This is a genomic window from Legionella sp. km772, assembly GCF_003989735.1.
In the GTDB taxonomy this organism is placed as follows: domain Bacteria; phylum Pseudomonadota; class Gammaproteobacteria; order Legionellales; family Legionellaceae; genus Legionella.
The window spans coordinates 1-10855 of sequence record NZ_RZGQ01000097.1 but is presented as its reverse complement, the minus strand read 5'-3'; the positions used below and the strand labels follow the sequence as shown (position 1 = coordinate 10855).

The following is a 10855-nucleotide window of genomic DNA, read 5'->3' as shown; positions in this document are numbered from 1 at the left end:
ATCAAATAATCACTATAAAGATCAAGCATATCCATTTAATTCCCTCCCTAAAATTAAGGGCGGAATTCTAATGCTTTTTAGTCAAACTACAAGTTTATGTGCGTAACATGAGTAATTAAATCTAAACTGTAACCATAAGCCAAATGCTGAATGTAATGAAGGAGTAAGGCTAAGCTCATCCCTAAAAAACCAGAGCCCACACCTACAACTAGGCTCACTGCAATCAGCATGAGTAATTTAGTATCTGAGTCCTCATCTTGGAGGCTAAGTGGAGTCATCTATCAATCCTTGAAGCACGAATAAAGATCAATGATGCGATTTTATTTTAAATTAGGCAATATGAAAATTAGCAAGGAAAATTTTGCTCTGGATTTCAATACCTGAAACATTAAATTTTGTTATCAATTTCAGTACCATCAGCATTCTTTTGGATCGTCGAACCATCGGAGTTCACAACAAATAATGAACCATCGGGATGTATTTGAACGGAAGAACCATCCTGATTATTGATAATTTTCGTGCCGTCACTTGCCGTTTGAACCGTCGGGCCATCGATATTTTCCGTTATTGAATTCATACTGGGTATTGCGGGTGCATTTCCTTTTTTCACAGCAGCTGCGAATAAGGAGCTGGTGAAAATGATGAAAAGACTTACCAATAATAGCAATATCCTGGACTTTTGTACCATTTTGTTTTGCCCTTGTAACAAGACCGACCAATTTATTAATTATAGTCCATTGGTTTAATTTTAATCAATATTGGCACGGAATACGCTAAAATTTTCAAAAAACTATTGCTACTTATTCCTGTTTCTGTAATATTAATTTTAAAAATTAAGGAATTTCAAAAACTTGCTTCTAGTCTAACGAGAAGTAAATTAATCCATGGAGGATTAATGTAGGATGGGGATGATGAAGAATATACCCATTTCTGATGAGGTACGGCGTTTTATTTTGAGTAATATACCTTCTGTTCCACATTTGGAGGCTTTATTGCTTATGCGTTCAGAACCTGATCATCAATGGAGTATAAGTGAATTAGCAAAAAGATTGTTTATTAATGAACAAGTAACGCAAGCAATTTTAGACCATTTAAAAACGGCGGGAGTGGCAACAGAAGTAGGAGAACATCCTGCTCTTTATCAATACAATACTCCTTATGATGAGCTTAAAAAATTAATCGATAATTTAGCTATGACTTACTCAGCAAGCCTAATTGAAGTCACTAATTTAATTCATTCTAATGTGGATCATAAAGCGATTAAATTTGCAAATGCATTCATTTGGCGGAAGAAATAAATATGATTGCACCCATTATTTATTTATTGTGCGCACTTACTTCTTTTTTTTGTGCTTGGATATTGTTTCGCAGCTATTTACGTCAACGGTACCGGCTGCTTTTATGGAGTGGACTTTGTTTTAGTTTTATCTTTTTAAATAATCTTTTTTTAGTATTTGATAAAATTATTTTTCCCACTATCGACTTTAAAGTTTATCGCCTATCCTTTGCTGTGATTGCCTTACTCTTTTTATTATATGGACTTGTTTGGGAGGATGAATCCCTATGATCAACCCTATTTTAGTAGGTGCTTTTATTATGGCCTCTATAGTGGTTAGTTTATTTTTTTTCCGTTTTTGGAAAACTACGCGCGATCGTTTTTTCCTTTTTTTTGCTTTTTCTTTCGCCATTGAAGGCTTAAATAGAATCATTTTAGAATTTTCTAAAATTCCTGAGCAAGAGCCCTTGGCTTATCTCTTAAGGCTATTCGCCTATTTGCTTATTATTGTTGCCATATTAGATAAAAATAAAAGAAGCAACCATAGTGAGCCATAGCTTTAATACTTCCGTCATAATATTGGTTCCTAAATTATTTTTTGATTTATTTATGAATTCCCATAATTATTAGTAGCCTTTAGCAAAAATCACTTAGCCATGAATTTGCTGCGCTAGCAACATCAGAGTAAAAAAGTCAATATATTCCATTTTATTCAATTAATTATAAAAAAGGTGCTAGTGGTTATTTTAATTAAAAAGTAGTGGTAGACTCAAATTTGGAATTTAATTTGCTCATTACACGGAGGTGGTTATGCCAGGTTTTTTTTCATGTTTTAAAGCATGTTGCGATACAGATGGAGATGGGGAAGTCTCTTGGAAAGAGGTCTTTATGTCCTTAGATAATACTATTAAATTTTTAAATACTACGGCACAAACCTTATCTATGTATAGTGCGGTTCTCGAGGCAGCTGGTGTTGATATGGGAAAAGCAAATGATATTTTTAATCGTATCAATATGGTATTGCAAACCGTTGATGCTGGAAATGAGGCCTTAAAAAACATTAAAATCACCATAGCTAATGGTGGGAAGGTGGGTGATGTAAATGGCGATGGTCAAGTGAACAAAGACGATGTTAAATTGTATTTCAAAGCGGCCCAAGATGTTGCTCAAGCATTGGCTAAAGCGGGCGTACAAAGTTCAGAAATGGCTGATATTCAAAAACGTTTACAAGCCATGATGGATGCCTTGGATAAAGTAGCACAGAAAAGCTTTGCCGCTCCTAGACCTGTTGCTACTGCAACAATGTAGGTGTTGAGTAGACTCTAGCCTGTATTAGAAAAGCCTAATACAGGTTGTTTGAATGCTTTAAATAGGCCTTAGTAATTGAATTATATCTTTCTTGACAAGGATATGCCTAAAAAGATAGCATATCGTTCTTATTATAAATTTTATCTGAATTATGTCTTTTAAGCAGCTGATGACAAAAAATCATATAAGCCGTGAGCAATCTCAAGTTGCTGTGTTGTCTTGGGCTGTCTTTAATTTAGTCGTCGTTGTGGTCTCTAACTTTCTCTCTCTTGCTCTGAGCCGGCCTCAACTCTAATTATCTGCCCGCCTCAGGGCGAAGATTCAAGCAGATAAAACGAAGAGTATTAATTGAGCTCTATCTAAACCGGTAATCAGTATCAGGAGTAGTAATGAATGCAATAAAACTAAAACAATCTTGGTCGCAAATCTATCCTTGGATTATTTGGACTTTGGCTGCAAGTTTTTTCTTTTATAAATATTTAATTCAAGTATCTCCTAGTGTGATGACTGATGACTTAATGCAAGCCTTTGACATTCATGGCGCTGGCCTTGGTAATTTATCTGCATTTTATTTTTATGCTTACTTAATAATGCAAATTCCGGTGGGAATAATGCTGGATAAATTTAGTCCTCGTCTATTAACCACGGCTGCCATTTTTTTATGTAGTATAAGTACCTTTCTTTTCGCTCATAGTGATAGTTTGTGGTTGGCTTGTCTTTATCGTGCCATGATGGGGGCCGGTGCGGCTTTTGCTGCGGTATCTTGCTTTAAACTCGCAGCCTTGTGGTTTAGCCCAAAGCGATTTGCTTTGGTATCAGGTATGTTTATGACAGCGGCCATGTTAGGTGCTGTAGGTGGACAAATGCCCCTATCGCTTTTAGTTGAGAAAGCGGGATGGCGTACCGCTTTACAAATCATTGGTGGCCTAGGATTAGTTTTAGGCATTATTTATTATTCGGTATTAAGAGATAAAACGACGAAAAAAGCTGCTGATTCACTTAAAAATGAAACTCACTATCATTTTGGTAAAATTATTACTAACAAACAAGCCTGGGTTTTATCGCTCTATAGTGGTTTAGCTTTTGCTCCTGTTTCTGTTTTTGGCGGATTATGGGGCGTTCCTTTTTTAGAAATAGCCTATAAAATTCCACGTACCGATGCTGCAATGGCTATTTCATGTATTTTTATTGGTTTTGCAGCGGGCGCTCCTTTTTGGGGATGGTTTTCAGACTATATTCAACGAAGAAAACCCGTCTTATTTACTGGAACTTGTACGGCGCTGATTTGTTTATCTATAGTTCTTTATAGCCCAAGCCAGGTCTTGTCTTCCTTAATGCTGTTTCTATTTTTATTTGGCTTTGGTACGAGTGGTTTTTTTACGAGTTTTGCTATGATTCGCGAATTGTTTCCTATAGTTCTCGTAGCTACTGTACTTGGGATAATGAATACCTTTAATGCGGTTTTTGAGGCTCTATTCGAACCACTAGTGGGTGCTATATTAGATTGGACCTGGGATGGTACTATAGTTAATGGCATGCATCGTTTTTCTTTGCACGGCTATCATTGGTCATTATTGTTGTTACCGGGGGCTTTAGCCTCGGCTTTGCTGTGTTTGCTTTTTATTAAAGAAACGCATTGTAGAGTGGTGGCTGAGTAGCCCGCACTTTTCGCGGCTTGTCCGCGAAAAGCAAATCAGACAGAGAAGTTTTTAAGCCTGCTCTCATCTTCTTTAATTCGTGCCGCTTGGGTCCAGACTAAATAGCCCATAACGGCCATTCCTGTGTAGATAAACATTAAAAGCGCATGGAAGGGAAGATTTTTAGTGAGATAGAGCCAAACATAAAAAGCATCGGTAATAAACCAAAAGCCCCAGGCCAGAATTATTTTATGGCACATTAACCATTGCGCCACCAAACTTAGGGTGGTGGTCAACGCGTCCAAGGCCGGGATGTTAGACTGAGTTAAAGTAATAAGGGTGGCATAAATAAATATAAAAATTATAAGAAATAGGCTAAGTAAAACTACACTCTGAGCAGATGAAAGTTTTTTTAGCTTAAGTGTGTGATGGCCTTTATTTTCATATTCTTGCCATTTGTACCAGCCGTAAGCCATAGTAAAAAAATAAAATGCTTCTAAGACCATGTCAGCATAAATACCGCTATACCAATAAAGCCCGCCATTCAGGCAGGTTGCAATCATGCCAATGCCCCAGGCTTTATTATTCATCCGAATAAAATAATAGGTAGATAGCAAAGAACATAATGCACTTATGAGATCAAAAAACATGGTTTTAATGGAGTATTTAATGAGCTGTTCTTATTTTAATCAATTTATTGTAAATAATAAAGAGATAATTAGAATTTAGAATCCTGTGAAATTAAAGAGAGATCTGCTAATCTTAACTTAGAGTACGGAATTTTAAGGAGAAAATGATGTATAAGAGAGTATTATTTGCTACTGATTTTGATGAGGTCGGAATTCGAGCCGCGGAAAAAGCAAAAAAAATAGCCGATGAAAACGGAGCTGATTTGATACTCGTACACGTAGTTGAACCTATTCCTGCGTATGCTTATCCTGGATTTGCGGGTTTTGCAGAAGTTGAGCTGTCAATCCGTGAGCAAGCAGAAAAAGAATTAGCAGACTTGGCGAATAAATTAGGAGTAGATGCTAAGCATCGCTTTATTGAGTTTGGCTCTACCAAGAATGAAATTTTAAGAGTAGCAAAAGAGCACAAAATTGATTTAATTGTGACTGGAAGTCATGGCAAGCATGGATTGTCCTTATTATTAGGCTCTACCGCAAATGCTATTTTGCATGGTGCAGAGTGTGATGTTTTAATTGTAAGACCAAAAGTTGAGCATCAATAATAAAAAATTTTTCGTGATGTAGTCTGTTATTGCTAATCAGGCTACATTTTCTTTCTATTTGGCTTATTTTAATGGAATAGCTATTTCTCAATAAAGTTGAAAGAAGTATACTATTCGTTTTATTCATTTTTTAATAATTCATGAAATTAGTACGTGACCTTAAATATTTTTCAAACCTTAATCAAGATGTCGTTGCGACTATTGGTAATTTTGATGGGGTTCATTTAGGGCATCAGAGTCTTTTAAAATTATTAAGAAAGAAAGCCGATAGTTTAAACCTTCCCTTAGTTTTAATCTTATTCGAGCCTCAGCCTAAAGAATATTTTCAGAAAGAGCAGGCGCCTGCTCGTCTTTCTACCCTAAGGGAAAAATTAAATGCTTTAAAAGGGTGTAAAATTGATTATATTTATTGCATTAGATTCAATAGTCAATTGGCTCAAACTTTAGCAAAAGATTTTATTTACCATTTATTTAATAGCTTAAGAACACGTTATCTTTTTGTCGGGCAAGATTTTCGTTTTGGAAAAAACCGTGAAGGAGATGTTGCTTTATTGCAAAAGCTAAGTGCAGATTATCATTGTGAAATTGAAATTTATCCAGATTATCTTATTCATGATGAGCGAGTTAGTTCTACTCGAATTCGTCTTGCTTTACAAAGAGGTGATTTACACCATGCAGCTTTGTTGCTAGGCCGTTCTTACAGTATGTGTGGTCGAGTAATTAAAGGTGACGGTCGTGGGCGACAGTGGGGTATTCCTACTGCTAATATAGGCTTACATCGCCTTGCCTTACCCTTAAAGGGAGTTTTTGTGGTTCAGGTACTCCTTAATAAAAAAATTATTTATGGGGTAGCTAATATTGGGAAGCGTCCTACAGTTGATGGTACAAAAAATATTTTGGAAGTACACTTATTAGACTTTAATGAATCTATTTATGGCGACATAGTAGAGGTCTTCTTCTTGCACAAATTGCGTGATGAGGTTAAATTCACATCAGTAGATGCATTGATTGGGCAAATTCATCAGGATATAGCAGAGGCACGAGCCTATTTAGATTTAAACACCGCTAATATTTAGCGTTTTGCAGAGTAGATTATTTATGGCAGAGTATAAAGACACATTAAATCTTCCTAATACTTCCTTTCCTATGAAAGCGAGTTTAGCCACGCGTGAACCCGAAATGCTTGCTCAATGGAGGGAGAAAAAGATTTATGAGCAAATTCGAAAGGCTCGCGCCGGTAAAAAGCGTTTTATTCTGCATGATGGACCTCCTTATGCTAATGGTCATCTTCATTGTGGACATGCGCTTAATAAAATTCTAAAAGACATTATTATTAAATCGAAATCGTTTAGTGGTTATGATGCGCCTTTTGTCCCTGGTTGGGATTGTCATGGTTTACCTATTGAATTAAACGTAGAAAAGAAAATAGGAAAGGCTGGGGTAAAAGTAAGTCCCAAAGAATTTCGCGCTCAGTGTAGAGCCTATGCAGCGAGTCAGATTGATATTCAACGCGATGAATTCCAACGGCTAGGTGTGTTTGGTGATTGGTATAACCCTTATGTTACGATGGATTTTACTTATGAAGCAAACATTGTCCGAGCTCTGGGGTTAATGATAAAAAATGGTCATCTCCAACAAGGATTTAAACCCGTTCATTGGTGTATCGATTGTGGTTCGGCTTTAGCTGAGGCTGAGGTTGATTATGAAGAAAAAACTTCTCCCTCCATTGATGTGGCTTTTAAAGCTATTGATCCTCAAGCTATTCTTTCACGTTTTAACATAAAAGGCGACAAAGAGGTAATAGTGCCTATTTGGACCACCACACCGTGGACTTTACCTGCGAACGAAGCAGTATGTTTGCACCCGGAAATTAATTATTCTCTCATCGAAACGTCCAACAGCTTTTTTGTAGTCGCAACTGATTTAGTTGAATCAGTAATGCAACGGTACAATCTAAATCAATATACTCGTGTGGGGGAAATAAAGGGAGGGGCTTTAGAACTTATTCCGCTCGCTCACCCATTCTATGCTCGACAAGTTCCCATCATTTTAGGACAGCATGTAACTACTGAATCGGGTACTGGTTGCGTGCACACAGCGCCATCACATGGTCCTGATGACTATCAGGTAGGTAAAGCTTATGATTTACCTTTAATTAATCCGGTAAAAGCCAATGGTTGTTTTGCGGAAGATGTGGAGCTTTTTGCTGGCCTTTCGGTTTTAAAAGCGAATGAGCCGATTATTGAGCAATTAACTACTAATCAGGTTCTCTTAGCAAAAGAATCAATTCGCCACAGTTATCCTCATTGCTGGCGTCATAAATCACCAATGATTTTCTTAGCTACTCCGCAATGGTTCATTGCGATGGACAAAAGCAACTTGCGGCAAGCAATTAAGAATGAGATTGGTAAAGTGAATTGGGTTCCTGATTGGGGACAGGCACGTATTAGTAATATGGTTGAAAATAGGCCTGATTGGTGTATATCAAGACAAAGGGCTTGGGGGACCCCGATGCCACTCTTTGTTCACTCAACCACCCGCGAATTACACCCCAATACCTTAGAGTTTATTGAAAAAATAGCTTTGATGATTGAAGAGACAGGTATTGATGCATGGTTTGAATTAGACAAAGAGCAGTTTTTAGGCGCTGATGCAGCACATTATGATAAAATTTCCGATACTATGGATGTGTGGCTGGATTCTGGTGTTACTCACTTTACTGTGCTAAGACAAAATAAAGATTTAGATTTCCCAGCAGATGTTTATTTTGAGGGATCTGATCAACACCGAGGCTGGTTTAACTCCTCATTAACGACCTCGGTGGCCATGTATGGGGTAGCTCCTTATAAAACCGTATTAACTCATGGATACACCGTTGATGCAGAGGGGAAGAAGCTTTCAAAATCCAAAGGAAACTATGTCGCTCTAGATAAATTGGTTGGCCAATACGGAGCGGATATTCTTCGTTTATGGGTTTCTTCAACCGATTATCGCCATGAAGTTAGTATTTCGGATGAAATAATTAAGCGAAATGCTGATGCTTATCGGAGAATTAGAAATACAGCCCGTTTTCTACTAGCTAATTTAGATGGTTTTAACCCCAGCACCGATAGTGTTTCCTCTGATGAGTTTTTAGAGCTCGATCGTTGGGCTTTAACGCGCAGTCAGCAATTACAAGAAGAAATTCTTAGTGCTTATGAACAATATCAATTCCATGTCATTTATCAAAAAATTCATAATTTTTGTGCTGTAGATATGGGAAGCTTCTATTTAGATCTCATTAAAGATAGGCAATACACCACGGCTAAACAAAGTTTGGCTCGACGCTCTTGTCAAACCGCAATGTACCACATTGTAAAAGCGTTCACCTTATGGTTGGCACCTATCTTGTCTTTTACAGCAGAAGAAATATGGGGATATATTCCTGGTAATACCAAAGAAAATTCTTTATTTACAGAAACTTGGTACAATGCTTGGCCTGAAATTAAGGCAGTTAATATGGATGATTGGTCTGAACTTCATCTTATCCGTGATGAGGTAAATAAAGCCTTAGAAGAAACACGCCAAAAAGGTGAGATAGGTTCAGCTTTAGCTGCAGAGGTTACTCTTTATGCAGAGCCGCAAGTCTTACCTAAGTTAACTCGTTTAGGCGAAGAACTGCGCTTTTTATTAATTACCTCAGGTGCTAGTGTTCATTCCTTTTCATCTGCGCCCGCTAATATAGTGGCAAATGAAAGCGGGGTAGGTATCCAAGTTAGTGCTAGTGCTTACGAAAAATGTGCTCGTTGCTGGCATAGACGGCCGGATGTGGGCACTCATGAAGAACATCCTGAGCTGTGTATACGTTGTGTTCATAACATCAATGGCCAAGAAGAGGCGAGACAATATATATGAAAAAATGGCATTGGTTTTTGCTGAGTATCCTAGTCATTATTTTGGACCAAGCAAGTAAATATTGGGTTGAATCGGTATTAACTCCTTATAAACCCATGCCTATTTTTCCAATGTTAAACATTACCTTAGCATACAATACCGGAGCCGCCTTTAGTTTCTTGAGTGGAACAGGGGGCTGGCATCGTTGGTTTTTTGCAGGTTTTAGTTTAATTGTTAGTGTTATTTTAATGATCTGGCTCTGGCGAACCCCTATAAAAGACCGTTTACAAGCCTTAGGCGTGAGTTTAATTTTAGGTGGAGCCGTGGGCAATTTAATTGATAGGGGTGTTAACGGTTATGTAGTGGATTTTATCGATGTCTATTATAAATACCATCATTTTGCTACATTCAATCTTGCTGACAGTGCTATTTGCATCGGTGCTGCGGCGTTGATTTTAGATTTGATTTTTCGTAAAGAACAATCCTCTTAACGCGAAGTTCTATTTTTTATCGTGTTTAAGTTCTCTTTAGCCATTTAACTGAAAGAAAAAGAAATAGAGGTTTTGTGCTTTTTCCTAAGCCTATACTACCCATGTATGGGTCCAAATGTATAAAAATGTTTATACTACAAGCTACCATAGTTAGAGGATTGAAAATCATACTAAAACAACGCAAAGCTATTAGATTATTGAAATAGCTATGGAAGTTCACTATATCGGTCTTGTTTAAATTGTATAGCCTGTATTAGCAAGAGACTAATACAGACACTTTTCAATTTTTAAGCTATTATTCCTGAGGAGAGCGCAGTTAATTGCTTTTTATTAGGATTATGGATGCTAATCGCACTGACTGCTGGGAGATTAAGGAAGTGTTCAGCCTCATCCCACTCAATTTCTGCTGGATATAAGTGTAAAGCAGGTAAACATTTATTTAAGAGAGTGCAAAAGGCTAAATTGGCTGGGAAAGGGCGTACTTGGCTGTAACCAATGCTCATTGCCGCCATTGCTTCAGAAATAGTAGCAACCCCTGGTAAATAGTTCATCGAGTAAATACTTGCTGTTTGGGCAATAGAGGGTAAGAAGCCTGGGCTGGATGCAAAGTGTACGCCAGCTTGATAGCATTGCTCTAATTGCTGAGTTGTGATAATTCCACCCGCGCCGATCTTAATATTAGGAAATTGCTTAATAACTTGTGCTAAAAGTTGCTCTTCAGTGGAATTAATTTCTACTAGAGAAAATCCTGCCTCAATAATTTGCTGCAATCGGTCAAATAAAAGATTATCAACATCTAAGGAGACAATTATAGATTGATTGCTAAGTAATTTATCGATGATCATAGATTTATATCCGTTAGTGGAACTTTATCGTTCCATGTTAGAAGACTTAGGCCTAGTTGGCAAGTATCTTCTGCCAGGGTCACCTCATGAAAAATTTTGAGATAAGATAGTGGTTAAAATAGAATCATCCCATCCAGCATTTTTTCTGAGCCGCTTAATAGATTGCCTTTTCATCTGATTTTTAGTTAATTGAA

At 37.3% G+C, this 10855-nt stretch carries 13 protein-coding genes; 9 read left to right on the top strand and 4 right to left on the bottom strand.

Annotated features, from left to right (window positions below; all coding sequences use genetic code 11):
* Positions 1-86: 86 nt before the first annotated feature.
* Positions 87-278, bottom strand: coding sequence for a hypothetical protein (locus ELY15_RS10320; RefSeq protein ID WP_127099691.1), 192 nt, complete (start codon positions 276-278; stop codon positions 87-89).
* A gap of 110 nt (positions 279-388) precedes the next feature.
* Positions 389-688: a hypothetical protein gene (locus ELY15_RS10315; RefSeq protein WP_127099689.1), complete on the bottom strand. Its 300-nt coding sequence runs from the start codon at positions 686-688 to the stop codon at positions 389-391.
* Between the two features lie 220 nt (positions 689-908).
* On the opposite strand from ELY15_RS10315, the gene ELY15_RS10310 reads away from it, so the two are divergent.
* The 5 genes from ELY15_RS10310 to ELY15_RS10290 all read left to right on the top strand — a co-directional run bounded on the left by ELY15_RS10310 (position 909) and on the right by ELY15_RS10290 (position 4242).
* Positions 909-1298 (top strand): hypothetical protein, encoded by a 390-nt coding sequence (locus ELY15_RS10310; protein ID WP_127099687.1) that lies wholly within the window; start codon positions 909-911, stop codon positions 1296-1298.
* Between the two features lie 2 nt (positions 1299-1300).
* Positions 1301-1567, top strand: a complete 267-nt coding sequence (locus ELY15_RS16730; RefSeq protein WP_370449418.1) for a DUF5985 family protein — start codon at positions 1301-1303, stop codon at positions 1565-1567.
* A complete protein-coding gene (locus tag ELY15_RS10300) occupies positions 1564-1833 on the top strand; it encodes a DUF5985 family protein (protein ID WP_127099685.1) in 270 nt (89 codons plus the stop codon). The genes ELY15_RS16730 and ELY15_RS10300 overlap by 4 nt, the downstream gene beginning before the upstream one ends.
* 253 nt (positions 1834-2086) lie before the next feature.
* Positions 2087-2584 carry a hypothetical protein gene (locus ELY15_RS10295; RefSeq protein WP_127099683.1) on the top strand — a complete coding sequence of 166 codons (498 nt, stop codon included), beginning with the start codon at positions 2087-2089 and terminating at the stop codon, positions 2582-2584.
* Positions 2585-2973: 389 nt separating this feature from the next.
* A complete protein-coding gene (locus ELY15_RS10290) occupies positions 2974-4242 on the top strand; it encodes an MFS transporter (RefSeq protein ID WP_127099681.1) in 1269 nt (422 codons plus the stop codon).
* Positions 4243-4277: 35 nt separating this feature from the next.
* On the opposite strand, the gene pnuC is transcribed toward ELY15_RS10290, so the two are convergent.
* Positions 4278-4871, bottom strand: coding sequence for a nicotinamide riboside transporter PnuC (gene pnuC, locus ELY15_RS10285; protein WP_127099679.1), 594 nt, complete (start codon positions 4869-4871; stop codon positions 4278-4280).
* Between the two features lie 146 nt (positions 4872-5017).
* Here pnuC and ELY15_RS10280 point away from each other — a divergent pair, with 146 nt between their 5' ends.
* The 4 genes from ELY15_RS10280 to lspA all read left to right on the top strand — a co-directional run bounded on the left by ELY15_RS10280 (position 5018) and on the right by lspA (position 9816).
* Entirely contained in the window at positions 5018-5452 is a 435-nt protein-coding gene (locus ELY15_RS10280) for a universal stress protein (RefSeq protein ID WP_127099677.1), read from the top strand.
* Between the two features lie 140 nt (positions 5453-5592).
* Complete coding sequence (gene ribF / locus ELY15_RS10275) at positions 5593-6528, top strand: bifunctional riboflavin kinase/FAD synthetase (protein WP_127099675.1); 936 nt, start codon at positions 5593-5595, stop codon at positions 6526-6528.
* Positions 6529-6550: 22 nt separating this feature from the next.
* Positions 6551-9346 (top strand): isoleucine--tRNA ligase, encoded by a 2796-nt coding sequence (gene ileS, locus ELY15_RS10270; RefSeq protein WP_127099673.1) that lies wholly within the window; start codon positions 6551-6553, stop codon positions 9344-9346.
* Positions 9343-9816: a signal peptidase II gene (lspA, locus tag ELY15_RS10265; RefSeq protein ID WP_127099671.1), complete on the top strand. Its 474-nt coding sequence runs from the start codon at positions 9343-9345 to the stop codon at positions 9814-9816. Before ileS ends, lspA begins: the two co-directional genes overlap by 4 nt.
* A 287-nt stretch (positions 9817-10103) precedes the next feature.
* On the opposite strand, the gene ELY15_RS10260 is transcribed toward lspA, so the two are convergent.
* On the bottom strand, positions 10104-10661 hold the full coding sequence (locus ELY15_RS10260) for a multidrug DMT transporter permease (RefSeq protein ID WP_127099669.1): 558 nt from the start codon (positions 10659-10661) through the stop codon (positions 10104-10106).
* Positions 10662-10855 lie beyond the last annotated feature (194 nt).

Coding starts and splice junctions, on each gene's coding strand:
- ELY15_RS16730 (WP_370449418.1), top strand. CDS start 1,301: ATGATTGCACCCATTATTTATTTATTGTGCGCACTTACTTCTTTTTTT.
- ELY15_RS10280 (WP_127099677.1), top strand. CDS start 5,018: ATGTATAAGAGAGTATTATTTGCTACTGATTTTGATGAGGTCGGAATT.
- ribF (WP_127099675.1), top strand. CDS start 5,593: ATGAAATTAGTACGTGACCTTAAATATTTTTCAAACCTTAATCAAGAT.
- ELY15_RS10315 (WP_127099689.1), bottom strand. CDS start 688: ATGGTACAAAAGTCCAGGATATTGCTATTATTGGTAAGTCTTTTCATC.
- pnuC (WP_127099679.1), bottom strand. CDS start 4,871: ATGTTTTTTGATCTCATAAGTGCATTATGTTCTTTGCTATCTACCTAT.
- ELY15_RS10295 (WP_127099683.1), top strand. CDS start 2,087: ATGCCAGGTTTTTTTTCATGTTTTAAAGCATGTTGCGATACAGATGGA.
- ELY15_RS10320 (WP_127099691.1), bottom strand. CDS start 278: ATGACTCCACTTAGCCTCCAAGATGAGGACTCAGATACTAAATTACTC.
- ELY15_RS10260 (WP_127099669.1), bottom strand. CDS start 10,661: ATGATCATCGATAAATTACTTAGCAATCAATCTATAATTGTCTCCTTA.
- ELY15_RS10310 (WP_127099687.1), top strand. CDS start 909: ATGATGAAGAATATACCCATTTCTGATGAGGTACGGCGTTTTATTTTG.
- ELY15_RS10300 (WP_127099685.1), top strand. CDS start 1,564: ATGATCAACCCTATTTTAGTAGGTGCTTTTATTATGGCCTCTATAGTG.
- ileS (WP_127099673.1), top strand. CDS start 6,551: ATGGCAGAGTATAAAGACACATTAAATCTTCCTAATACTTCCTTTCCT.
- ELY15_RS10290 (WP_127099681.1), top strand. CDS start 2,974: ATGAATGCAATAAAACTAAAACAATCTTGGTCGCAAATCTATCCTTGG.
- lspA (WP_127099671.1), top strand. CDS start 9,343: ATGAAAAAATGGCATTGGTTTTTGCTGAGTATCCTAGTCATTATTTTG.